This window comes from Kribbella sp. DT2 (assembly GCF_049844575.1).
In the GTDB taxonomy this organism is placed as follows: Bacteria; Actinomycetota; Actinomycetes; order Propionibacteriales; family Kribbellaceae; genus Kribbella.
Genome location: NZ_JBNCLH010000003.1, coordinates 253945 through 276023, shown reverse-complemented (window position 1 = coordinate 276023; position 22079 = coordinate 253945). Strand labels below are relative to the sequence as shown.

General features: G+C 69.3%; 22 protein-coding genes. 11 read left to right on the top strand and 11 right to left on the bottom strand.

The window, feature by feature from the left end; translation table 11 throughout:
• Window positions 1-28: 28 nt before the first annotated feature.
• Window positions 29-2257, bottom strand: a complete 2229-nt coding sequence (locus ACLQ2O_RS14730; RefSeq protein WP_425831431.1) for a rhamnogalacturonan lyase — start codon at window positions 2255-2257, stop codon at window positions 29-31.
• Between the two features lie 169 nt (window positions 2258-2426).
• Between ACLQ2O_RS14730 and ACLQ2O_RS14725 the strand changes: the two genes are divergently transcribed.
• Window positions 2427-4694: an FdhF/YdeP family oxidoreductase gene (locus ACLQ2O_RS14725; RefSeq protein ID WP_425831429.1), complete on the top strand. Its 2268-nt coding sequence runs from the start codon at window positions 2427-2429 to the stop codon at window positions 4692-4694.
• Window positions 4695-4917: 223 nt separating this feature from the next.
• On the opposite strand, the gene ACLQ2O_RS14720 is transcribed toward ACLQ2O_RS14725, so the two are convergent.
• On the bottom strand, window positions 4918-6069 hold the full coding sequence (locus tag ACLQ2O_RS14720) for an MFS transporter (protein WP_425832610.1): 1152 nt from the start codon (window positions 6067-6069) through the stop codon (window positions 4918-4920).
• Window positions 6070-6130: 61 nt separating this feature from the next.
• On the opposite strand from ACLQ2O_RS14720, the gene ACLQ2O_RS14715 reads away from it, so the two are divergent.
• Both ACLQ2O_RS14715 and ACLQ2O_RS14710 read left to right on the top strand, forming a co-directional pair.
• Window positions 6131-6664, top strand: a complete 534-nt coding sequence (locus tag ACLQ2O_RS14715; protein WP_425832644.1) for a hypothetical protein — start codon at window positions 6131-6133, stop codon at window positions 6662-6664.
• 51 nt (window positions 6665-6715) lie between these two features.
• Complete coding sequence (locus tag ACLQ2O_RS14710; RefSeq protein ID WP_425831427.1) at window positions 6716-7297, top strand: CGNR zinc finger domain-containing protein; 582 nt, start codon at window positions 6716-6718, stop codon at window positions 7295-7297.
• Window positions 7298-7408: 111 nt separating this feature from the next.
• Here ACLQ2O_RS14710 and ACLQ2O_RS14705 read toward each other — a convergent pair whose 3' ends face one another.
• Both ACLQ2O_RS14705 and ACLQ2O_RS14700 read right to left on the bottom strand, forming a co-directional pair.
• Window positions 7409-9628 (bottom strand): MMPL family transporter, encoded by a 2220-nt coding sequence (locus tag ACLQ2O_RS14705; protein ID WP_425831425.1) that lies wholly within the window; start codon window positions 9626-9628, stop codon window positions 7409-7411.
• Window positions 9629-9863: 235 nt separating this feature from the next.
• The gene (locus ACLQ2O_RS14700; protein WP_425831423.1) at window positions 9864-10400 is read right to left on the bottom strand and encodes a YgjP-like metallopeptidase domain-containing protein; all 537 of its coding nucleotides are present in this window, start codon (window positions 10398-10400) and stop codon (window positions 9864-9866) included.
• Between the two features lie 513 nt (window positions 10401-10913).
• On the opposite strand from ACLQ2O_RS14700, the gene ACLQ2O_RS14695 reads away from it, so the two are divergent.
• Both ACLQ2O_RS14695 and ACLQ2O_RS14690 read left to right on the top strand, forming a co-directional pair.
• Entirely contained in the window at window positions 10914-11072 is a 159-nt protein-coding gene (locus ACLQ2O_RS14695) for a DUF5679 domain-containing protein (protein WP_012922897.1), read from the top strand.
• Between the two features lie 131 nt (window positions 11073-11203).
• Window positions 11204-12526, top strand: a complete 1323-nt coding sequence (locus ACLQ2O_RS14690) for an ABC1 kinase family protein (protein WP_425831420.1) — start codon at window positions 11204-11206, stop codon at window positions 12524-12526.
• A gap of 17 nt (window positions 12527-12543) precedes the next feature.
• On the opposite strand, the gene ACLQ2O_RS14685 is transcribed toward ACLQ2O_RS14690, so the two are convergent.
• The 5 genes from ACLQ2O_RS14685 to ACLQ2O_RS14665 all read right to left on the bottom strand — a co-directional run bounded on the left by ACLQ2O_RS14685 (window position 12544) and on the right by ACLQ2O_RS14665 (window position 16429).
• Window positions 12544-12708, bottom strand: coding sequence for a hypothetical protein (locus ACLQ2O_RS14685; RefSeq protein ID WP_425831418.1), 165 nt, complete (start codon window positions 12706-12708; stop codon window positions 12544-12546).
• 384 nt (window positions 12709-13092) lie between these two features.
• Entirely contained in the window at window positions 13093-13278 is a 186-nt protein-coding gene (locus tag ACLQ2O_RS14680) for a hypothetical protein (RefSeq protein ID WP_425831417.1), read from the bottom strand.
• A 61-nt stretch (window positions 13279-13339) separates the two neighbouring features.
• Window positions 13340-13627 carry a WhiB family transcriptional regulator gene (locus ACLQ2O_RS14675; protein WP_184797050.1) on the bottom strand — a complete coding sequence of 96 codons (288 nt, stop codon included), beginning with the start codon at window positions 13625-13627 and terminating at the stop codon, window positions 13340-13342.
• 151 nt (window positions 13628-13778) lie between these two features.
• On the bottom strand, window positions 13779-13976 hold the full coding sequence (locus ACLQ2O_RS14670) for a hypothetical protein (protein WP_425831414.1): 198 nt from the start codon (window positions 13974-13976) through the stop codon (window positions 13779-13781).
• A 329-nt stretch (window positions 13977-14305) separates the two neighbouring features.
• The gene (locus ACLQ2O_RS14665; RefSeq protein ID WP_425831412.1) at window positions 14306-16429 is read right to left on the bottom strand and encodes an ATP-dependent DNA helicase UvrD2; all 2124 of its coding nucleotides are present in this window, start codon (window positions 16427-16429) and stop codon (window positions 14306-14308) included.
• Window positions 16430-16546: 117 nt separating this feature from the next.
• Here ACLQ2O_RS14665 and ACLQ2O_RS14660 point away from each other — a divergent pair, with 117 nt between their 5' ends.
• The gene (locus ACLQ2O_RS14660; protein ID WP_425832608.1) at window positions 16547-16786 is read left to right on the top strand and encodes a mycoredoxin; all 240 of its coding nucleotides are present in this window, start codon (window positions 16547-16549) and stop codon (window positions 16784-16786) included.
• Between the two features lies 1 nt (window position 16787).
• On the opposite strand, the gene nudC is transcribed toward ACLQ2O_RS14660, so the two are convergent.
• Window positions 16788-17711 carry an NAD(+) diphosphatase gene (nudC, locus tag ACLQ2O_RS14655; RefSeq protein ID WP_425831410.1) on the bottom strand — a complete coding sequence of 308 codons (924 nt, stop codon included), beginning with the start codon at window positions 17709-17711 and terminating at the stop codon, window positions 16788-16790.
• Window positions 17712-17754: 43 nt separating this feature from the next.
• Between nudC and deoD the strand changes: the two genes are divergently transcribed.
• Window positions 17755-18468: a purine-nucleoside phosphorylase gene (gene deoD / locus ACLQ2O_RS14650; protein WP_425831408.1), complete on the top strand. Its 714-nt coding sequence runs from the start codon at window positions 17755-17757 to the stop codon at window positions 18466-18468.
• A gap of 20 nt (window positions 18469-18488) precedes the next feature.
• Entirely contained in the window at window positions 18489-18995 is a 507-nt protein-coding gene (locus ACLQ2O_RS14645) for a hypothetical protein (RefSeq protein ID WP_425831406.1), read from the top strand.
• A gap of 49 nt (window positions 18996-19044) precedes the next feature.
• Here ACLQ2O_RS14645 and ACLQ2O_RS14640 read toward each other — a convergent pair whose 3' ends face one another.
• A complete protein-coding gene (locus ACLQ2O_RS14640; RefSeq protein ID WP_425831404.1) occupies window positions 19045-19728 on the bottom strand; it encodes a GOLPH3/VPS74 family protein in 684 nt (227 codons plus the stop codon).
• 119 nt (window positions 19729-19847) lie between these two features.
• Here ACLQ2O_RS14640 and ACLQ2O_RS14635 point away from each other — a divergent pair, with 119 nt between their 5' ends.
• From ACLQ2O_RS14635 to ACLQ2O_RS14625, 3 genes are all read left to right on the top strand, one after another.
• Window positions 19848-20351 carry a Uma2 family endonuclease gene (locus ACLQ2O_RS14635; protein ID WP_425831402.1) on the top strand — a complete coding sequence of 168 codons (504 nt, stop codon included), beginning with the start codon at window positions 19848-19850 and terminating at the stop codon, window positions 20349-20351.
• A 109-nt stretch (window positions 20352-20460) separates the two neighbouring features.
• On the top strand, window positions 20461-21024 hold the full coding sequence (locus ACLQ2O_RS14630; protein WP_425831400.1) for a Uma2 family endonuclease: 564 nt from the start codon (window positions 20461-20463) through the stop codon (window positions 21022-21024).
• Window positions 21025-21127: 103 nt separating this feature from the next.
• Entirely contained in the window at window positions 21128-21712 is a 585-nt protein-coding gene (locus tag ACLQ2O_RS14625; protein ID WP_425831398.1) for a Uma2 family endonuclease, read from the top strand.
• Window positions 21713-22079 lie beyond the last annotated feature (367 nt).

Here is a 22079-nt window from a genome sequence, read left to right as displayed (position 1 = left end):
ACACACCTGCGCCGCCAGCCATGTGGTGTCACCTCACCAGCGGCACCTTGCTCCAGTCGATGTCGGAGCCCAGGTAGAAGCGCGGGTACGCCGGCTGGTTGTATGCCGTCTGCTGCCGTGCCACCTCGACCCGGTACTGCGGGTCGTGCATGAGCGTGTAGAGCTTCCGGTCCGTCCGCTCGGTGCTCAGGTAGATCCGGATGGCGCTGCTGTCCGCCGTACGGACCAGCAGCTCCTCCCGCCAGTCACCGAAGATGTCCGCGACCAGGGACGGGTTGCCCTTGGTGCCGTTGTTGGTCTGCGTCCCCTCCGCGGTGAGCAGCGTGCCACGCTGCCAGTCCTCGATCGTCGGAGTGGTGCCGTTCACGATCTGGGTGGTCATGTCAGCGGCCCAGCGGATGCTCTGGTTGGTGCCGGGCATCGCAGTGCCGAGTGCGTCGCCGTCGGCCGTGCGCAGCCGCGTCGCCCAGGTCTCCAGCCCCGGTTGGTCGGGCAGGATGTCGCCGACCATGCCGCGGCCGGTGTCGCGACCGGAGTACTCGCCGTAGAGCACCTCACCGGTCCGAGCGTCCCGCAGGGCATACCCGTACGGCGCGGAGGTGGCGCCCTCGTGCACGGTGAAGATCTCCTTGCCCGGCCGCTGCGGGTCGATGTCGGTCACGTGCATCGCGTCGCCGTGCCCGAGCCTCGCCAGCTCGCCAGGAGCCGCACTGCCCGGTGGCAGCACGTCCTTCGAGCTGTAGAGCACGCGGCCGTCGTCATCGATGGTCGCGGAGCCGTAGACGATCTCCTGCCGGCCGTCGTCGTCCACGTCGGCCGCACTCATCGAGTGGAACCCCTGCGTGGTGATCGACCCGTACGTCGGGTCGGTGCCGTCGCGGCCGTGCGGGCTGTCGTTGAACGGGTTGGTCATCGGCGTCCAGCCGCTGTCGATCGCCCAGCCCTTGGTGATGCGGTGGCCGTTCCAGCCGTACGTGGCGAGCGTCGTACGGGTGTAGTAGCCGCGGGCGAAGACTGCTGACGGGTGCTTGCCGTCCAGGTAGGCCACACCGGCCAGGAAGCGGTCGACGCGGTTGCCGGGCTCGATGCGCGCCATGGCGTAGTCGCCCCAGCGGAGTCCGTCGTCGGAGCGGCCGGGCTCGTACCGGATGGTCTGGAGCTCCTTGCCGTCGGAGCCGCGGAAGACGCTCAGGTACTCGGGTCCGCTGAGGATGAAGCCCTCGAAGGCGCGCAGCTGGTTCCTGGTGCTGCGGGCGGGTGCGTAGACGTCCATGAAGTAGTCGACGAGGGCTTGGGCGTCAGCACTGTTCAGCGGGTAGCTGTACTTGTCGGGGATGCCGAAGGCCGCCTCCAGCGTGGCGGGCCACTGGCCGCTCTTCACCTCGGGCTGCTGCTTCCACTGGCGGAACAGGTCGACCAGGTGGTCGTAGTAGTCGGCCTTGCTGACCCGGTAGTCGTCCTGGTTGCTGTAGCCCGCCCGGCGATCTGCCGCGGGCATGGTGATGTAGCGCTGGGACTTGACCCGGCCGGAGCGGTCGTACGTCGTCGTCTTGGTCCCGGGCGCTGTCTTGAGCATCGTCTCCGAGCGGCCGTCGCCGTCGAAGTCGTAGACGAGCACCTGGGTGTAGTGGGCGCCGGCCCGGATGTTCACGCCCAGGTCCAGCCGGTGCAGCAGGGTGCCGTCGGTCTCGTACGTGTCGACGTACACGTTGCCGGTGTAGCCGACCTGCGACACGTCCTTGGCGTTCGACGGGTTCCAGACCACGACGTACTCGTACTGGCCGTCGCCGTCCACGTCGCCGACGCTCATGTCACCGGCGGAGTAGGTGTAGGTCTCGCCGACCGGAGTGACGCCGTCGGCGGGCTTGCGCAGTGGCAGGTCCGTGTACCCGTTGGCCCACGGCGTGACGGCGCGGCCGCGGTCGCGTTCGCGGCCCTTGACCAGCGAGACGACCTGGTAGCGGGAGGTCTGCTGGCCGGTGGGGTCGACGTAGTTGGTGCTGTCGGCGACCTTCGCGATCCGGCGGCCGTCGCGGTAGACGGCGAAGTCGGTGCCGGTGAGGCCGTGGTCGGAGTGGCCGGTCGCCTCCGGGCCGAGCAGGCGCCAGCTGAGGAAGACGCCCTCGCTGGTGGTCGTGGCGACGAGGCCCCGGTCGAGGCGCTCCAGCTGGGGGTGGGAGTGAGATGCAGCACTGACCTGGGTCGGCGACAGCACCAGTGCGAGTGAGGTGAGCAGGGCGGCGGCTGTGGAAAGCATGAGCGGTTCCCTCGGGCGGAGTGGCGGCGGCAAACGCTTTCCTCAGCACGGTAGGGCGGTTCCCGTGGGCCTGTCGAGGCTTGTGTCCGCTATCGGTCGTCACCGGACCGCAACTACAGCGACGCCTATCAACAAGGCCTGTCTTCATAGGACGATTTATGGTTGAACCATGGTCGACATCGAACAGCCGAAGAAGAAGGCGGCCGGCGTCCCGGCCGTGCTCTCGTCGTTCAAGTTCGGGTTCCGCGAGATGGGGCCGGCCCGGACCGGCAAGGTGTTCCTCAAGATGAACCAGGACGGCGGCTTCGACTGCCCGTCCTGCGCCTGGCCCGATCCCGACCACAAACGCAAGCACGCGGCCGAGTTCTGCGAGAACGGCGCCAAGGCGGTGGCCTGGGAGGCGACCCGCAAGAAGATCCCGCGGGCCTTCTTCGCCGAGCACTCGATCGACGACCTGAACCGGATCTCGGAGTTCGAGCTCGGCAAGCTCGGGCGGATCACCGAGCCGATGCTGCTGCGCGCCGGCGCCGACCACTACGAGCCGGTCGGCTGGGACGAGGCCATGCACGTCGTCGCCCGCCACCTGAAGGCGCTGGACGACCCCGACGACGCCGTCTTCTACACCTCGGGCCGGACCAGCAACGAGGCCGCGTTCCTCTACCAGCTGCTGGTCCGCGCGTACGGGACGAACAACCTGCCCGACTGCTCGAACATGTGCCACGAGTCCTCCGGTACGGCGCTCACCCGCGTGATCGGCAGCGGCAAGGGCGCGGTCACGCTGGAGATGCTCGAGGAGTCCGAGCTGATCGTCGTGGTCGGCCAGAACCCGGGCACCAACGCGCCCCGGATGCTGAGCCACCTCGAGATCGCCAAGAAGCACGGCGCCGACATCGTCTCGGTGAACCCGCTGCCCGAGCCGGGCCTGATGAACTTCAAGAACCCGCAGCGCCCGTCCGGCTGGGTCGGCAAGGGCACCGCGCTGGCCGACCAGCACCTGCAGATCCGGATCGGTGGCGACCAGGCGCTGTTCCTTGCCGTCGGCCACTTGTTGCTCGAGGCCGAGGCCGAGGCGGCCGCGCCGGGAACCGTGCTGGACAAGGCGTTCATCGAGTCGCACACCAGCGGGTACGAGCTCTACTCCAAGCACAACGCCGAGCTCGACTGGCCGGCCGTCGAGCAGGCGACCGGGCTGACGCGGGCCGAGATCGAGGAGTTCACCCAGCGGTTCCTGAAGTCGAAGGCGACCGTGATCTGCTGGGCGATGGGCCTGACCCAGCACCGCGAGGCGGTCGCGACGATCACCGAGATCGTCAACGTGCTGCTCCTGCAGGGCAACATCGGCAAGCCGGGCGCCGGGCCGTGCCCGGTCCGCGGCCACTCCAACGTGCAGGGCGACCGCAGCATGGGCATCTGGGAGCAGATGCCGGCCACGTTCCACGACAAGCTGGACGCCGAGTTCGCGTTCACCTCGCCGCGCGAGCACGGCGTCGACGCGGCAGCCACGGTCAAGCGGCTGCGCGAGAACGACGTACGGGTGTTCCTCGCGATGGGTGGCAACTTCGCGATGGCCACGCCGGACACCGAGGTCGTACATGGTGGGTTGCGTGAGTGCGATCTGACTGTGCACGTGTCGACGAAGCTGAACCGGTCCCACACGGTGACCGGCAAGGAAGCGCTGATCCTGCCGACGCTGGGCCGAACAGACTACGACCGGACCGCGCTCGGTCCGCAGTCGGTGACGGTCGAGGACTCGCAGGGCGCCGTACACCTGTCCACCGGGAACCTGCACCCGCCGAGCCCCGACCTGCTGTCCGAGGTCGGCATCGTCTGCGCGCTCGGCGAGCTGCTCGTGCCGGACGTCGGGGAGATCCCATGGGCCGACTTCGCCAAGGACTACAGCCTGATCCGGCAACGGATCGGCCGGGTCTGCGACGGGTACGAGAACTTCGAGGACCGGCTCCGGGCGAACGAGGGCGGCTTCCTGCTCGCACACGCGGCGCGGGACAACCGCGAGTTCAAGACGTCGGACGCGCGGGCGCAGTTCAGCGCGAACGACCTGACCTGGCTGCCGACCGACGCGGGACGCCTGCTGCTGCAGACGATGCGCAGCCACGACCAGTTCAACACGACGATCTACGGGCTGGAGGATCGCTACCGCGGGGTGCACGGGACGCGCGAGGTGGTGTTCGTGAACCCGTCGGACCTGGCTGATCTCGGGCTGGAGGACGGGCAGTACGTCGACATCGTGAGCGAGTTCGCGGGGGTGGAAAGGCGGGCTTCTGGCTTCCGGTTGGTCTCCTATCCGACGGCTCGCGGGTGCGTGGCGGCGTACTACCCGGAGACCAACGTGCTGATGTCCGCCGATGATCTGGCCAAGGGCAGCAACACTCCGGTGGCAAAGGGCCTCACGGTGCGGTTGGAGTCAGCTGCTTCCTGAACCACTGCTGCGTCGCCAAGGCTCCGGCCGACTGGAGCCAGCCGCCTCCCCCTCCGCACCACCGACTTTGTGCACCACGCAGCCAGATAACCCCGCGTTCGAACGGCTGGTGGGTGCACAAAGCGGGGAGGGCCTGTCGCTCCAGCCCACACTTCCGCCACCAACGGACTCACCGAGCGGCCGGCCAGCTGCTTCCTGAACCACGGGTGCGTCGCCAAGGGCCTCATGGTCCGGCTGGAGCCAGCTGCTTCCTGAACCACGGCTGGAGGCTCGCCAGTACGGCGGCTGTCGCGGCGCTGGTGAGCCAGAGGCCTTCGGGGCCGGCGGCCTTCAGGAGCTGGGTGGCGGTGAGTGGCGCGATGGTCGTCGCGATGCCCCAGCTGAGGCCGAAGACAGCCAGGTAGCGGCCGCGCGCATGGTCAGGCGCGAGGCCGGAGGCTTGCGTGAGGTAGCGGGTCAGCAGGAACAGATCGCCGAGGCTCCACAGCACTGTGGCGACCAGGAAGACGGCGAGGCTGTGCGCGAACGCGGTGACGACCAGACCTGCGGCGAGCAGCACGTAGCCGACGGCGATCGAGCGAAAGTCGTCGAGCTGCTGCACCCGCAGCAGGCGCTGGGCGAGAATCAGCGTGACCGCGGAGACAGCGAGGATGAAGCCGGTGCCCGACTCCGGCAGCCCCTGGTCGAGCAGCGTGAGCGGAATGCCGATGATCAGCTGCATGTAGATCGTGGCAAACACCGTCCCGCTCCCCAGCAACAAAAGCAGCCGCCGATCCCGCCAGACGGCAACCTTGGGCAGCCGCCCGCGGACTCGATCCGCGGCAGCGTTCGTCGCCTGACCGCGAGCTTGCCTGTCGGCCGGGAGGGCGAAGGCGACGACGACGGCGCAGGCCAGGCAGGTGATTGCGTCGGCGACGAACAGCCAGCGGAGGTCGAAGTGGCTGACCGCGGCTGCGAGCAGACCGGCGAGCACACCGGCCGCCGCCATCGCCGCTCCCAGCAGCCCGTACGCCGTCGGCCGGTCGGCCGGCTCGGTGACGTCCGCGATCGTCGCCTGACTGGGTGGTTCGTAGATCTCGAAGGCCAGGCCGAGCAGGACGGCCGCGAGGACCGCGGACCAGAGCGTGTCGCTGAGCGCGATCCAGAGCTGCGCGACAGCGCAGCCGGTCAGACCGAGCACGATCGTGCGCCGGCGGCCGAGGCGGTCGGCGAGCTGGCCGCCGAGCAGGCGGGACGGGATCGTCGCGGCACCGAAGACGGCGAGGATCAGCCCGGTCTGCGCCAGCGAGGCGCCGAACTCGACGGTGAGCACGACCCCGAGAAACGGCAGCGTGAACGCGCCGATCTTGTTGACCGCACGGGCCAGCACAAGGATCCAGACAACCCGAGAGAGCCCACGCCAGGAACCCGCCGAGGCGGACGCGCCAGCTGCACCTGTGCTGCTCGGCGCCGGCCGTGAGGTCGGCGCCGACCGTGAGGTCGGCGTGACGGCGGCGCCAGTGCTGCTCAACCCCGACCCCAAGCCGGACATGCCAGCGGCGTCGGCACCGCTCAACCCCGACTCCAAGGTGGACGCGCCAACGGCGTCGGCACCGCTCAACCCCGACCCCAAGCCGGACACGCCAACGGCGTCGGCACCGCTCAACCCCGACTCCGAGCTGGACACTCCAGCGGCCTCGGTGCTGCTCGGTGCCGATCGTGAGGTGGACGCGCCAGCGGCCTCGGTGCTGCTCGGTGCCGATCGTGAGGTGGACACGCCAACAGCGCCGGTGCTGCTCGGCGCTGGCCGTGAGGTGGACACGCCAGCGGCGCCGGTGCTGCTCGGCGCTGGCCGTGAGGTGGACGCGCCAGCGGCGTCGGTGCTGCTCGGTGCTGGCCGTGTGGTGGGCGTGGCGGCGGTGTCCTCGGTCGGGGTGGCGTTGTCGCAGGTCGACACCGGATGTGTGGGGGGTGGGATCTCGTCGCCATGACTGTCTAAAGCGGTATTGTCGGTCACGGGACCGACCTTACGAAGGAGCGACATGACTGGTCAAGTGTCTTTTGATAGTCACACGCGGAATGTGCTGGCGGCGTCGGTCGAGTACGTGAACCGGCTGACGCCGGGCTGGTCCGGTGGGCTGCCGTTCAGCGGGCCGGATGACGAGGCGGAGGCTGTCGCCGATTCGCTGGTGGCGATCGGCTATCCGCAGCCCTCCGTCAAAGCGGCGGATGCGCGGCGGCTCGCCGTACTGGCGGGGCGGATGCGGATCGTGTTCGAGGCGGCGCAGGGCGGGGATCTCGATCGGGCGGCCGACGAGATCAACGCGTTGCTGCTCGACACCAATGCGCGGCCGCAGCTCGATCGCCGGGACAAGGGGTGGAGCCTGCACTTCCACGGGCCCGACGACGGGCTGGTGAACGGGTGGGCCGCGGGGTGTGCGGCGGGGCTGGCGCTGGCCCTCGGTAGTGATCTGGCCGGGCGACTGGGGGTGTGTGCGGCGCCGCAGTGCGACCGGGTGTTCGTCGATGTCTCGCGCAACGGGCAGCGGCGGTTCTGCTCGCCGCAGTGCCAGAGCCGGGTGAAGGCCGCCGCCCACCGAGCCCGCCAGTCCCCCACGGACTGAAACCGGGACCTCGGACACCATGCCGGGACCTCGGACACGTTATTTGCTGTCCGAGGTCCCGATTAGGTGTTCAAGGTCCCAGCCTCGCAGCCGAGATCCCGTCGCCGACTGTCAGCCGACCGGAGTCAGCTCGCGCTCCTCCTCAGGTGCCTGAGTCACCGCGTGCTTCGGTGGGGTGTGGCGGAGCCACTTCGGGGCCCACCAGTTGGCGTCGCCGAGCAGGGTCATGATGCTCGGCAGGACGACCGCGCGGATGATCGTCGCGTCGATCAGGATCGCGACCGCCAGGCCGACGCCGAGTTGCTTCATGTCCAGCGTGCTCAGTGTCGCGAAGACCGCGAACACCCCGATCATCACCGCCGCCGCGCTGGTCACGACGCCGGCCGAACCGGTGATGCCCTCGGCAACGGCCTGCTTGGTGGGCACCCCGCGCAGCACCGCCTCGCGGATCCGGCTGACGACGAACACGTGGTAATCCATCGACAGCCCGAACAGCACCACGAACAGGAACAGCGGCAGCCAGGACACGACCGCCCCGTTCGACCGGAAGTCCAGCAGCCCTTCGGCCCAGGTGTTCTGAAAGACGGCCGTGACCACGCCGTACGCCGCACCGGCGCTGAGCAGGTTGAGCCCGATCGCGGTCACCGCGACCACGACCGACCGGAACGTCACCATCATCACGATCATCGTCAGCAGCAGCACGAACCCGATCACCAGCGGCAGCTTCGACCGCGTGTGCGCCGCGTAGTCCACGTCCGCCGCCACGAACCCACCGACGGCGTACTCGGCCCCCGGCACCTTGCCGACCGTCTGCGGGATCAGCTCGTTGCGCAGCTTGGCCAGCGAGTCGCGCGCCTGCTCACTGCCGCCCTCGTACGGCGTCGCAACCTCGGCCACCGTGACCCGCCCGTCGGCCGACACCTGCGGCTTCTCCAACCCGTCCTGGGCGTAGAGCGAGTCGCCCTCGGTCCGCTTGGCCAGGTCGGTCAGGGCAGCCTGTACGGCGCCCTGCTGATCCGCCGGCGCCTTGATGGCGACCTGATGGCTCGTCCCCGTGCTGGGGAAGGCCGCAGTCAGCCGGTCGTACGCCTGCATCACCGCGGTGTCGCGTGGCAGGTCCTCCGTACCGGGGAACTTCAGCGTCATCCCGAGCGCCGGCGACGCGACCGCGAGCAGTGCGACGACCGCGACCGTCAGCGTGGCGACCGGGTGCTTCAGAGCCGGCTTCAGGACGGCGGGCCAGAACCGCGGCGCCGACGTGCGCGCCGTGAGGCGCCACAGCAGCGGGATCCGCGGGCGGTCCACCCAGCGGCCGAGCTTGGCGAGCACCGCCGGCAGCACGGTCAGCGAGCCGGCGACGGCCACCGCGACGACCAGGATCGAGCCGACCGCGAAGGACGAGAACACGGCGTCCCGGGCCAGGAACAGGCCGGCCATCGAGATGATCACCGCCGTACCGGACACCACGACGGCGTGCCCCGAGGTCGCCGCGGCGATCTCGACCGCGTCGACGTGACCGCGGCCCTTGGCGCGTTCCTCGCGTTCGCGGCGCAGGTAGAACAGGGAGTAGTCGACGCCGACCGCCATGCCGATCAGCAGGATGACGCTGTTCACCGCGTCGACCGCCGGGACGAACTGGGAGGCGGCCGCGGCGAGCCCGATCGCGGCGGCGACCGCGGACAGGGCGAGCAGCAGCGGCACGGTCGCGGCGATCAGCGCCCCGAACGCGACCAGCAGGATCGCCAGCGTGACCGGCAGGCTGAACATCTCGGCCCGTTTGAAGTCCTCGCCGAGCGTCTCGTTCAGCGCCTTGCCGATCGACTCGTTGCCGACCTGCTCGACCCGCAGGCCCGGGTGCTCCTGCTGGACCTTGGCGGTCGTGTCGAGCAGCGGCTGGACCCGCTCCTCGTCGTCGCCGTCCTTCAGCTCGACCCGGACGATCAGGGCGTTCTTGGTCGGCGCGAGGATCGGCTGGGCGACGTCCGCGACCCCACCGAGGGCGCGCATCCGCTCCGTCACGACCTTCGCGACCTGGTTGGCCTCGGCCTGGTCGAGCGACCCCGAGGTCGGCGTGATCAGCACGCTCTCCACGTCCGGGTCGTCGAAGTTGCCGGACTTCACGATGTCGTCGGCCCGGGTCACCTCGCCGATGTCACCCTCGTTGGTCGACTCCTTCGTCCCGGTCATGCTGCCGAGTGCGAAGCACGCGACCACCACGGCGACCCACAGCGCGATCGCCCGCCACGGGTGGGTGGCGCTCCAGCGCGCCGCCCGGACCGTCAGCGGCCCCCTCGACCGGCGCTCGGCCCGGCTTGTCATCTGGCCACTCATCTGGCTTCCCTGCCCCTCTGCGCCCTGAAGCGCACCCTGGCAGCGGAGCCCCTCCGCCACGCTGCCGATGCCCATCAGCCTCGCGTCCGGAAGGGGGTCGCCACCATGCAGGTATCCCCCGACTTCCCCTGGGGCAGGCCCCACCCTGCCCCTGGGGAAATCCACACCCCACCCCGGGCCGGGAGTCACTCGTACGACGTACGAAAAAGCCCTCGGTACGCCGTACGGAGGCCGCTCAGAACTCGTCGAGCGTGAGGCTGGCGGCGGCCGAGACGCCCTCCAGGTAGCCCTCGGCGCGCTCGGCCTTGGGGAAGCGGTGGACCAGCTTCCAGAAGGCCGCGTTGTGCGACGGCTCGACCAGGTGGACCAGCTCGTGCACGAGCACGTAGTCGACGACCCAGGCCGGCATCGACTGCAGACGGGTCGACAAACGGATCGATCGGTCCGCCGGGGTGCAGGAGCCCCACCGTCTGTTTTGGTTCGAAACCCACCGGACCGACGCAGGTTCGGGCACTTCGGGAAGGTGGCGACACGCGAGTTCGTGTGCTCTGGCCAACAATTTTTCGTCCGACACGCGGGACCGGCTGCGCTGACGTTCGAGCCGCTGGAGCATGGTCTCGACCCAGCGCGCCTCCTCCGCCGCGGAGAGCCGGTCGGGCATCAGCACGACCACCCGCTCACCGTCGCGGTACGCGCTCACGGTGCGCTTGCGCCGCTTGCTGCGCCGGATGTCGACGTACGGCGGGATCGGGCGCGGTGGAGAGTCGGCCATAGGGCAAACGGTATCGCCCGAATCCGGCGACTTTCTTGCGTCCACATCCTGTGCACAGACGTTTTCGCAGGTCAGACGGGTGTTGGCGGGTTCTTGGACGGGCGTTGTTCACACCTTGTTCCCCCGCCCGTCCACAGTGCCGCCCGGCGCGCCCCACAGCTTGCCCACAGAGTTATCCACAGGGGTGGACAACGCGGACTTGTCAGCGCGGCGGCGGCCTTCTAGCGTCAGGTCCAACAGGCTCCCGGACCGCCTCCGGGGCCGCTCGGAGGGGAAGCCGAGTGGTTCCGCAGGCGGACTCCCGGGAGCCTGTTCCGTGCCGGGACGGATCTCGGAAAGGGGTTTCCACGCGGCACGCTGGCGGATGGGTGCGCTTGAGCCACGCTCAGCCTGCCGTAGGGTGAATCCCGACTGGGCCGAACGGCCTACGGCAGGACGGTCTGCCGTTAGCATCCACGACGGCCAGGGGCCTGCAAGCCCCGGCTGGTATTCAGAGCAAGGAGAGAGGCCCTCATGGCAGAGACCTGGAGCGGCGAGTTCTACTGCGTCAAGTGCAAGGCCAAGCGCACCGCCGACGGCGAGGTCAAGGTCAACGACAAGGGCACGCGCATGGCCAAGGCCAAGTGCCCCGAGTGCGGTACGAACCTGAACCGGATCCTCGGCAAGGCCTGACGCACCAGCACCACGTCGTAGGGGCGGTGGTCCGGCTTCGGCCGGCCTCCGCCCCTCGTCGTTACCCAGCCGGTACGACGCGCCGGTGACCCCGCCGGGGCCGGGCTTGGGTGAGGCGACAGAATGGGGATGTGTCCGACCTCCCCCGCAAGGCGCTCAGCCGTACGGCGAAGCTGGCGAGCCTGCCGCTCGGTGCCGCCGGGCGGGCGACCGTCGGGCTCGGCAAACGGATCGGCGGTGCGCCGGCCGAGGCGGTGATGGCCGAGTTCCAGCGCCGGACCGCCGACCAGCTGTTCTCCGTCCTGGGTGAGCTCAAGGGCGGCGCGATGAAGTTCGGGCAGATGCTCAGCCTGATGGAGTCGGCGATGCCCGAGGAGCTCGCGGCGCCGTACCGGGCGACGCTCACCAAGCTCCAGGACTCCGCCCCGCCGATGCCGGCCGCGACGGTCGACAAGATCCTGTCCGAGGAGCTCGGCAAGCGCTGGCGCAGCCGGTTTTCCGAGTTCGACGACAAGCCGGCCGCGGCCGCGTCGATCGGGCAGGTGCACCGCGGGATGCTCAAGGACGGCCGCGAGGTCGCCATCAAGCTGCAGTACCCGGGCGCCGCCGAGGCGCTACGGGCCGACCTGAAGCAGCTGGGCCGGTTCGCCCGGACCTTCGGGACGCTCGTCCCGGGACTCGACATGAAGCCGCTGATCGCCGAGCTGCAGGACCGGATCGGCGAGGAGCTCGACTACGACCGCGAGGCGCAGGCGCAGCAGCAGTACGCCGACGCCTTCAAGGACCACCCGGAGTTCGTCGTCCCGCGGGTGGTGAAGCACTCCCCGACCGTGATCGTGTCGGAGTGGATCGAAGGCAAGCCGCTGTCGAGCTTCATCACCGACGGGACGAAGGCCGAGCGCGACGAGCTCGGGCTGAAGTACGTCCGGTTCATGTTCAGCGGGCCGCGGCTGGCCGGGCTGCTGCACTCCGACCCTCACCCGGGGAATTTCCGCGTCCTGGCCGACGGGCGGCTCGGCGTGGTCGACTTCGGGCTCTGCGCGCGACTGCCCGACGGGCTGCCGCCGGCGATGGGGCGGTTGCTGCGGATCTCCCTGGACGGCGACGGCGACGAGGTCCTGGCCGGGCTGCGGGCCGAGGGGTTCGTCAAGCCGCGGATGGAGATCGACCCCGAGCAACTGATGGACTACCTGGCGCCCTTCGCGGAGCCGGCCCGGGCGGAGACGTTCCAGTTCAGCCGCGCGTGGATGCGCGAGCAGGCGAACCGGACCGGCGACTTCCGCTCCCCGAACGCCTCCCTGGCGCTGCGGCTGAACATGCCGCCGTCGTACCTGCTGATCCACCGGGTGTGGATCGGCGGCATCGCGGTGCTGTCGCAGCTGGAGACCGAGGCGCCGTTCCGCTCGGTGCTGGAGGAGTTCCTGCCCGGGTTCATGGACGAGGACCTGACCTAGCCTTCAGCGCCGCCAGATCACCACCAGGCGCTGTCGAGCTTGCCCTCGATGCTGCGGACGTTGTCGCGGGCGCAGCGGTCGCAGTAGGCCAGGCGCCGGCCGTTCTCGACCGAGGTCATCCAGGTGATCGGCAGGTCATCGGTCTCAGCCTGCTGCCCGCAGCGTGCACAGGTGTGGTGCATACGCCGAGCCTATCCCCGCGGCATCAGCCTGGTCGGGCTCCAACGGTCCGGTGGCGCCGATTGTCACGACTGACGCGTTGTACGGCGTCAGTCGTGACAATCAGCGTCAGCCATCGGAAACGGCGGCAGTCGTACGTCGGGGTGGCGCCGGCCGTGCATCGGCGTACCGCCGGAGACGCGCCGAGGGGCGGCATCCGGGTGGATGCCGCCCCTCGGGCTGCAGCTTCGCTGGTTCGGGCCCCTGCTCCCGAGACCTGCGGACGGCTGCTGGGTCGGGCTGCACGCGGCGTGCTGGAGATCGGCTCCGGCCGCGTCAGCCGGTTGTACTTGGTCGCCGGCCGGCCGGACTCGAGGGTCCGGCCGGTGGATCGGCGTCCGGGTGGATCAGACCAGACGGGCGAGGGTGAGGCGCGCTTTTGCGCTGGCCCTCTCCGCGCGCCGGGTGGCCCGCTCGGCCTGCTTCTGGGCCTTGGCGACCTGCGTCGCCAGGTAGAAGCGCCGGTTCTGCTCGGCGTCGTTCAGTAAAGATCGACAGTGAGCTCGTGCGAGGTCTTCCTGAAGTAAGTTCATCTGAGTGCTCCTGTGAGTGCGGTTCGGGTTCATGGTTCGAGTCTCGTTTCGGATGGATGGATCAGGCAGCGGTCACGGTGTCGCTCTTGCGGGGACGTCCGCGGGGACGCTTGCGCGCCACCACCACTCCCTGGACGAACAGCTGGCCTCCCCACACACCCCACGGCTCGGAGCGCTCGAGCGCTCCGGCCAGGCACTCGGCCATCAAGGGGCAGGTGGTGCAGAGAGACTTCGCGTACTCGACGTCCGACGGGGACTCTGCGAAGAAAAGCTCGGGCGCGTAGGACCGACAGGGCAGGTCCTCCGACGCGGCAACCTCGGTGAATTGATCGAGGAAGCTCACGCTCATACCGGTCACCTCCTAGTGACTGTCTTACTGATCTCTTGTCGTCCGGACCGGCCACCGGTTGGTGGCCGGCAAACTGTGGGTTGACAAACAAAAAGGCCGCGGGACCCTTGGTGGGTTCCGCGGCCTTGGAGGTGCCGGCTGACTTCGAGAGTCAGACCGGTGGACTCCAAGATCGAGAACCCGAACCGCCACGCTTCACATCACCGACAGCTCCGCCCTGGATCGGGGCGAAAGCCTTGGCCGTGAGAACAACGGTCTCGACGTGCAGACGCGAGACGGCACCCGGGATGAGGGCGCACGGCAGCACGTCGCCGGCGAACTTCGGCTTCATCGTCATGTTCGTCATCATTTCCCAGGCACCTCCTCTCGTTGTCGCGAACGGGCGGCAAGCTCGATCGCTGTAGTTTGAAGTTTTCGGCCACACCGGTGACCGCAGAAAGAACAGTACGCCGAGGCGCGCGAGCCCCGCAAACTATTTAACGGCAGTTTCTGACATTGGCCGGAAGTTGCCGCCGCGCGACCCCGAAGTCATCGCTTCGGCACGCTCCGGCGCCCGTCCCGCACGCTGCGGAATCGTTGCCTCTGTCATCTAAGTGCCATCGCGTCTGCCGGTGGCAGAAGCCTCTTGACCAACTCTGCGGCCCGGACCCTCAACCCTGCAACAGATTTCTTTCTCAATTACCGACGAGTGCAGATCACGATGACCGGTTCGCCGTACTTGGTCAGCTTGGTGCGGCCGATGCCCGGGATGCGGAGCAGCTCGCGCTCGTCGGTCGGGCGGGCCTCCGCGATCGCGGTCAGGGTGGCGTCGGTGAAGATCACGAACGCCGGAACGCTTTCCTCCGCGGCGCGCTCGGCGCGCCAGGCCAAGAGCGCGTCGTACAGCTGCTGGTCCATCGTCGACGGGCAGTCCTCGCAGCGGCCGAGCTTGCGGGCGCCCGGGTCGAGCAGGCCGCGGCCGCAGACCCGGCACTTCGGGATCGGCTTGTCCGAGCGCTCCCGGCCGGTGCGGCCGGGCGCCGCCCACTCCGTCGCGGCCGGCCGCGACGATCCGCGGACGCCGATCGGGTCGAGGAACCGGGTCGGCCCCCGCGTCCCGCGGCCGCCCGGCGAGCGCGACGTCGACCAGCTGACGAACAGCTGCTGTTTGGCCCGCGTCACCCCGACGTAGAAGAGCCGTCGTTCCTCCTCGACCTGGGTCGGGGTCTGGGCGTAGCTGATCGGCAGGGTGCCCTCGTGGGCCCCGACGATGAACACGCACTCCCACTCCAGGCCCTTGGCCGTGTGCAGCGTCGCCAGCGTGACGCCCTCGGCCAGCGGCGCGTGCTGGATCGAGGCCCGCCGGTCCAGCTCGTTCATCAGGTCGACCAGCCCGGCCTCCGGGTGCGACTTGGCGAAGTCGGACGTCATCGTCACCAGCGCGGCCAGCGACTCCCACCGGTCCCGCACCGCGCCCTTACCCGCCGGTGGGTCCTGCGTCCAGCCGGCGCCGCCCAAGACGCCGCGGACGGTCTCCTGCAGGTCGTCGCCCGGGTCGCCGCCCTTGACCTGGCCGCGCAGCAGCATCGCCGCCTGCCGGATCTCGGGCCGCTCGAAGAACCGCTCGGCTCCCTTCAGCACGGCGGGGATCTTGCGCTCGGCCAATGCCTGCTCGAAGTTCTCCGACTGGGCGTTGGTCCTGAACAGCACGGCGATGTCGCGCAGCGCGACACCCTCCTCGTTCAGCCGCTGGACCGCCCGCGCGACGGCGTCCGCCTCGGCGACCTCGTCGGAGTACTCCCTGTACGTCGGGGCGGGGCCCGGCTCGAGCTGCGAGCGCAGCGTGACCCGGCCGGGCAGTCCGGACGGACCGGCGGCGTCGAGGATCTTGTTGGCGACGTCGACGATCTGCGGGGTGGACCGGTAGTCGCGGACCAGCTTGATCACGTTCGCGTTCGGGTGCTTGGAGGCGAAGCGGACCAGGTTCTCCGGGTCGGCGCCGGCCCAGGAGTAGATGGTCTGCGCCGGGTCGCCGACCACACAGACGTCGTCACGGCCGCCGAGCCACAGGTTGAGCAGGCTCTGCTGGATCGGGCTGACGTCCTGGTACTCGTCGACGACGAAGGTCCGGTACTGCCTGCGGATCTCCGCGGCGACCCGCTCGTCCTCGGCCAGCAGCGCGACCGCGCAGAGCAGCACGTCCTCCAGGTCGATCCGGCCGCGCTCCAGCTTCACGTCCTCGTACGCCGCGAAGACGCGCGCGATCGTGGGCGGGTCGAAGGCGGCCAGCGCGCGCCCGGACCGCGGCGCGATCCGGGCGTAGTCGTCGGGGCGGACGTTGCTGACCTTGGCCCACTCGACCTCACCGGCGAGGTCGCGCAGCGCCGGGGTGTCGACGCGGACCCGGCAACGGCCGGCTGCTTCGGTGAGCAGCGGGAACTTGCGGTCCGCGATCTGCGGCAGCTCCGAGCCGTACACCTTCGGCCAGAAGAAGCGGGCCTGGCGCAGCGCGGCCGAGTGGAACGTCCGCGCCTGGACGCCGTCCACGCCGAGCTGGCCGAGCCGGCCGCGCATCTCGCCGGCCGCGCGCTGCGTGAAGGTCACCGCGAGCACCCGGACCGGGTCGTACGTTCCGGTCCGTACGCCGTACGCGATCCGGTGGGTGATCGCGCGGGTCTTGCCCGTGCCCGCCCCGGCCATCACCACGACCGGTCCGTGCAGGGCGGTGGCGACCGCGCGCTGCTCGGGATCGAGGGCCTCGAGCAGCTCGTCGGCCGAGCGGGCCGCAACGGCTCGTGTGATGTCGCTCACGGGGTGAGACATACGGGAACAGGACCCCTGACGCTGTGGTTCTCCGGTAGGACGGGGTCAACCCTAGACGGGCCGACGGACAAGTCGCCCACGACCGAGACGGAGCGAGCCACGATGGCGCCTGTGCCGATGGAGACATTCACGATGTACTCGACACCTTGGTGCGGTTACTGCGCCCGCCTGAAGGGTCAGCTCAAGCGAGCCGGCATCGAGTTCACCGAGGTCGACATCGAGCAGACGCCGGGCGCGGCCGAGCTGGTCGAGAAGATCAACAACGGCAACCAGACCGTCCCGACGGTGGTGTTCCCCGACGGGACCTCGATGACCAACCCGAGCCTCGCGCAGGTCGCGGAGAAGATCGCCGTCTGACCTACCAGCTGCCCGGCAGCTCCTCGCCGTACCAGCCTTCGATGAGGCGGCGCGAGATGGAGATGTTGCCGGGCAGCGCCAGGGTCTCGTCGGCGATCTGCGCGGCCAGGTCCTCGCGGCTGAACCAGCGGGCGTCGACGATCTCGTCGTCGTCCACCTCGATCACGAAGCCGGTCGCCTTGGCGTAGTAGCCGAGCATCAGGCTCTGGGGCATCGGCCAAGGCTGACTGCCGGCGTACTCGACGTCGTCGCCGATCACCACACCGGTCTCCTCCAGCACCTCACGCCGTACGGCGGCCTCCAGCGACTCGCCCGGCTCGACGAACCCGGCCAGCGTCGAGAAGCGGCCCTCGGGCCAGTTCTCGTTGCGGCCGAGCAGCGCGCGGTCCTCGTCGTCGGTGACCAGCACGATGATGGCCGGGTCGCTGCGCGGGAAGTGGTGCATGCCGCAGTCCGGGCAGTCGCGGACGTGCCCGGCGTCGACGACGACGGTGTGGGCGCCGCAGTTCGAGCAGTGGGTGTTGATGGCGTGCCAGTTGGCCAGGCCGACGAGGTTGACGGCGATGCCGGCCTCGCGGTCGTTCAGGACGGCGCCGAGCTCGCGCAGACCGGCGTACGACTCCTCGGGCTCGCCGGGGACGATGACGCCGAAGACGGCGCGGCCTTCCGCCGTACGGCCCGCGCCGGCTTCGCGGTCGATGCCGAGGAAGACGCGCTGCCCGTCGGGGGCTCCGGCCGGCGGCACGAAACGCAGCGCCGTACGGGCCTCGTCGACGGCCAGCTTCTCGCCGGCCAGCAGCGCGACCTGCGTGTCCGGTGCGGCCCAGGCCTTGTCCAGCCACTCCGCGTCGCGGCGGCGATCGGCCGCGCGGTCGAGGACGGAACGGGACAGCGCGAGGGAACCTGGAACGATCGAATAAGCCACGTCCTCAAACTATCCCGGCCACCAACCGTGAGAGCATCCCGGCATGAGTATTCACATCGCCGCCGAGAAGGGACAGATCGCTCCGCGGGTCCTGTTCCCCGGTGACCCGCTGCGGGCGCAGTGGATCGCCGAGACCTACCTGTCGGACGTGATCAAGTACAACGAGGTCCGGAACATGTTCGGCTTCACCGGCACCTACAAGGGCGAGCGCGTCTCCGTCCAGGGGTCCGGGATGGGGCAGGCGTCGGCCTCGATCTACGCCCACGAGCTGTTCGCCGAGTACGACGTCCAGACGCTGATCCGGGTCGGCACCTGCGGGGCGCTGACCGAGAAGGTGAAGATCCGCGACGTGATCGTCGCGATGTCGGCCAGCACCGACTCGCAGATGAACCGGCTGCGCTTCCACGGCATCGACTACGCGCCGACCGCCGACTACCAGCTGCTGCGCGCCGCGGCCGACGCCGCCGAAGCGGCCGGGCTGAACGTGCACGTCGGCCAGGTGTTCTCCGGCGACCTGTTCTACAACGACCGCGCCGACCTGGTCTCGCGGACCGCCGAGTACGGCGTGCTGGGCATCGAGATGGAGGCCTCGGCGCTCTACACGCTGGCCGCCAAGTTCGGCCGCCGCGCGCTCGGCATCATGACCGTGTCGGACCACCTGATCACCAAGGAGGAGACGTCGGCCGAGGAGCGCCAGACCACCTTCTCCGAGATGATCACGATCGCACTCGACGCCGCCGTCGAGGTGCCGGTCTGAAGCGGTACGCCGTCACCTTGGTGAGCACTGCCCTGCTCATCGGTACCACGGCCTGCTCCAGTGACGACAACACGTCCGGTGAGGCTCCGGTCGCTGCCACCAACGCAGCGGCCAGTACGACCCCGTCCGACCTATCCGCCGCCCAGGTCGTCGCCGGCCTGACCGGTGCGGGCTACAAGTGCGGCCGGGACGGCGACTACGCGATCTGTACGACGGGCCCGGTGGCGGTGTGGGTGCTGACCGGGAACCACAAGCGTCCGCCGGTGGTGTCGCTGCACTCGCTGGGCACGGCGGCGACCGCCACTGCCGAGATCGGCAAGGTGCTGCCGCAGGCGCTGGAGATCGCGCACGTCGTACCGGCTCGGCAGATCACCGAGTGGTTCGGGCAGCAGGCGGGCAAGTCCACCGCCCAGCTGACCGAGGGCGACTGGCAGGTCGAGCTGTCGGTCGAGACCGACACCGACGAGCCGGGTGCCCACCTGTCCTTGATGGACCGGCTCTGCAAGGCCGACTGCGCCGCTGAGTAGCCGCGCTGATCCCCGCCTGCTCCCGTCGGAGCGGGCGGGGATCGCCGGGTCAGGTGCCGCTGGAGGCCGCGCCTGCTGTGGAGGCCACGACGATGCTCATGGTGATGGCCGTCTGCATGTCCTGCACAGCACGCCGTACGGCGGCCGCGGCCCAGTCGGACTCGGCGATCTCCTTCGCCCGGCGCTTCAGCGCCTTGCGGTCGACCGCGTCGGTCACCACCTTCGGTACGACGTCCAGCGCGCTCAGCAGCGCGATCAGCGCACCGGTCCGCTCGTCCGGCGTGGTGCCGAGCTTCAGCACGTTCTCCAGCGCCGCACGGATCTCGCCCTCGTGCTGCGCGTCCTTCGCGGGCCAGCGGGTGACCGGGAAGAGCCCGAGCACCTTGTTCTCCTCCGCCTGCAGGATGCCCCGCTCGGCGAGCCGCCGCAGGACCGGGTCGCGCAGCTTCTTGGAGAGCTTGCCCATCACGTCCTTGGGCTTCTTGCCGGCCAGCTGCACCACCAGGGCGAGCCGCTCGTCCAGCAGCGCGTCACCGGTCGGTGAGGGGTCCAGCACCTTCAGCCGGCCCGGCTTGCCGTCGTCGCTGTCGGTGGTGATGTCCACCTTGCCCAGCAGCGTCAACTCGACCACGACGGCTCCGGCCAGCGCGTAGTCCAACCCCGGAGAGCCGGTGAGCGGCTTGCCGGTCTCGTCGTCGTACAGCAGCAACAGCAGGTCCTCTGCGATCAACATGTCTCTCAACGTAGAACGAGTTGACCTCACGCGACATCAGCCGCGCGGCGTACCTGCCAGGTCCACCTCCCTGTGGACAACTTCCGCGCGGTGCCGCCGGTTTCGGGCAACCTGGTGAGGTGAGAAACCTGGGGAACCCATCCACCGCCGACGGCCTCTACGAGGTGATCGACGGCCACCTGCAGATCACCGCCCCGCAACCACCTGCCCACCAGGCGGCGATCGTCGCCCTGATGATCAAGCTCAAGTCCACCTGCCCACCGCACCTTCGAGTCGCCGTCGACTCGCTCGGCTTCCGCCCGACGCCGCGGCACACCTTCCACCCCGACCTCCTCATCTGCCCCGCTGAGTCGGCCGGGCCGGTCTTCACACCGCGGCTCTCGCTGGCCGTCGAGGTCCTGTCGCCTACCACGCGGGTCACCGATGTGGTCCACAAGCGGGCTTTGTACGAACGCTTCGGGGTGCCGTCGTACTGGCTCGTGGATCCGGACCGCCAGGAGCTCACGGTCCTCGAGCTTGCCCGCGGCCACTACATCTGTCAGGCAGTCATCCAGTACGAGGAGTCGCATCGTGTAGATCTGCCGTTTCCTGTGGACCTCTCGCCTGCCGAGTTCCTGGGCTAGTGGGCCATCCAGGGGCAGATCGCGGGGCACCGTGGGGCAGTCCGCCGGATCGGACCTCGACAGCCCGCCGAGCCGTTCATGCTGGTCGCATGTCCACGAAGGAGGCACCATGGGAAGCGTGCAGACACTTGAGCCGGGCGAGTTCACACTGGCCGACCTCGACGCCCTCCCCGACGACGGGATGCGCTACGAACTGGTCGACGGTCAACTGCTCGTGACTCCAGCACCACTCGCGATCCACCAACGGGTCGCCGGTCAGCTTTTCCTCCGGCTGCAGCCAGCCTGCCCGGAAGGGCTCGAGGTCTTCTTCGCACCGTTCGACTTCCGGCCCAGCCGGCACCGTTCGCTGCAACCCGATCTGCTCGTCTGCCGCTCCGGTGACGTCGGACCCCGTGGAGTCGAGTTCTGTCCGTTGCTGCTGGCAGTCGAGATCCTCTCCCCCAGCACTCGGATGACCGACCTGCTGCTCAAGCGCGCCCTGTACGAGGAGTCCGGAGTCTCCTCGTACTGGATCGTCGATCCGGAGGCCGAGACCCTGACGGTGCTCGAGCTGGACAACGGCAACTACGTCGAGCGGGTTGTCGCCAAAGGCAACGAAACGTTCGAGGCGGAGCTTCCGTTCGCTGTGCGTATCGTCCCGGGTGAGTTGGTGCGGCCGGTCAACGGCGGCTGATCGCCCGGCCCGGGGACGGGGCGCGAGGTGCCTCGTCGGGGCATCTCGGGGCAGATGGGAATCTGGCCTGCCGGGGACGGGTCCGGCGGGCGAGCGTTGGTGCATGAGCGACGGATGCGTGGGTGGGTTCGTTCCTGCGGGTGACGGGTTCTCGGTAGCTGAACTGGGGAAGCTGCCGGGGCGTTTGGTGTGCGAGTTGGTGGATGGGGTTCTGGTGGCGGCGCCGCATGGTGGGGCGGCGCAGCAAGCGGTAGTGCTGGAACTGGGATTTCTGCTGCGCCGGAGCAGTCCGGCGCAGTTCCAGGTGATGGTGGGTCCGGTCGAGTACCAGCCGGACGAGCGGACCCTCCTGCAGCCTGACGTGCTGGTGTGCCACGCCGGGCATCTGCCGCGCGGACCGGTCAAAGATCCTGTGCAGCTGGTGATCGAGGTCGTGTCGGAGACGACCCGCACGATCGACCAGGTGCTGAAGAAGACCTTGTACGAGCGCGCGGGCGTGCCGGCGTACTGGCTGTTCGAACCGGACGAGCAGGTGCTGACCGTGCTGGAGCTTGCCGAAGGCAAGTACGTGGAAACGGCGGTGGTGAAAGGCGGGGACGTGTTCGGAAGCAGCAGGCCCTTCCCGGTGCGCGTCACTCCGTCGGAACTGGTTCGGCGGGAGTCGAGGGCCATTCAGCCTGGCGGCTGAGCTACTAGAGCTGTCCACCCGGGACCACGGGGAAGCACCGGGGACCTTGAACAAGAAGCCGGGACTTCGGACAGGCTATGACTTGTCCGAGGTCCCGGATTGGTGACCTCGGTCCCCGTTGGCCGACGTGCAGGCGAGGCCGAGTAGCCGGTGCAGGTACAGGCGGAGGCGGCCGATGCAGACGGAGGTGGCCAGTGCGGGCGGAGGCGGCTGGCACAGGTGGAGGCGACCGGTGCAGGTAGCCGGTGCAGGTAACCGGTGCCGGCGGAGGCGACAGGTGCCTCGCGGCTTCGGACGACGGGTCTCGCGGGCGGCGGGCAGTGTCCTGGGAGCGGGTGGTGGAGTTGAGTCGGCAGGTGCGAAGGCT